General features: G+C 65.6%; 2 protein-coding genes. Both read right to left on the bottom strand.

Annotated elements, in window-relative coordinates; translation table 11 throughout:
• Nucleotides 1-296: 296 nt before the first annotated feature.
• The gene (locus BYZ73_RS21215; RefSeq protein ID WP_112317574.1) at nucleotides 297-608 is read right to left on the bottom strand and encodes a hypothetical protein; all 312 of its coding nucleotides are present in this window, start codon (nucleotides 606-608) and stop codon (nucleotides 297-299) included.
• A gap of 18 nt (nucleotides 609-626) precedes the next feature.
• On the bottom strand, nucleotides 627-1,122 hold a 496-nt coding region (locus tag BYZ73_RS23100), incomplete at its 5' end, for a hypothetical protein (RefSeq protein ID WP_181498164.1).

Below are 1,122 nucleotides of genomic sequence, written 5' to 3' on the forward strand. Positions count from 1 at the left end.
TCGAGACGAGGCCCGTCCAGATCACGCCGAGGATCAGCGCGCGCATCGAGTGCGACCGCCACAGGACCGCCCGCCAGTTCGGAATCAACGCGGGAAGGGACTTCAGGATGAAGTTCGGCATTTCGCCCTCCTTGGGCTATTTGAGGGATGATTGGTGTCGGCGCAGTGCCGGGCGCCCTATTCAAGCAGCGCCTGATTAACGGTCGGCCTCCGGACCGGTCTCTGGGCCCGGTCTCAGGGCCAGACGATCAGCGCCAGCCAGATGGCGGCGGTGAGGGTGAGGTAGAGGGGCAGGCTCATTTCCCGCCCCGCCAGAGGCGCAGCATTTCCGCGAGATGCGTGGGGTCGCGCTTGAGCCAGAGGAGCGCCGCGGCGGCGGTTTCCAGCGCCAGCGGGCCGAGGACGGTCACGCCGACGATGGTCAGGCGCTCGGGCATGTCGAGCCAGAGGGCGATCTCGGGGCCCGCGACATAGCCGATGGCGCCCGAGGCCAGCACGATGCCCATGCGCGCGATCACCGCCATGCCATCGGTCCTGAGCCAGACCAGCACCAGCGCGCCGAGGAGCGCCAGCAGGGTGCGGATCGTATTGTCGGTTGCGTCAAGCATGGCGACACATCCGCACGGTCATGTCCGGCCCGTGATTGAGTGTGCCGCGACATAGAGGTAAGCGCCCTGTGTGCCAGCACCCCGGAAGCTGATGTTTTGGAAAGGCGCGTAAGCCGGGGTGGCGACCCCGTGGCCGCCCCCGAAGTTGGCGGCGCAAAGCCACTCCCCAGTAACGAAGTCCATGTAGAAAGTGGCCATGCCCTGCATGGGGTTTGTGAACGTTTGGAAACCTGAGGTGATCGGACTCAAGTACCCGGTGCTCTGGGACGCGGCGTTGGATACCCCGAACGTAAAACCGGTGTTGCCATCGCTAGAGCCGCAGGCGATGTCGAAGCGGACCACTCTGGGGTTGACCAGCCCCAACAGGTTGATGGTCACCGGGCTGCCAGTCCCGATGAACCGCCCGAGGTAATTGGACTGATCCATTGCCCGGGGCAGGATCTTCGGAGCGCCGGACGCGCCCTCGGTGATGGCAATCGGGTTGTCCTTGCAGGCGCGCACGTCGATGGCGCGC

Source organism: Rhodovulum viride (genome assembly GCF_003265965.1).
GTDB lineage: Bacteria > Pseudomonadota > Alphaproteobacteria > Rhodobacterales > Rhodobacteraceae > Rhodovulum > Rhodovulum kholense.

Excerpts from the sequence above, each read along its gene's own strand:
- BYZ73_RS21215 (WP_112317574.1), bottom strand. The coding sequence starts at position 608 with ATGCTTGACGCAACCGACAATACGATCCGCACCCTGCTGGCGCTCCTC.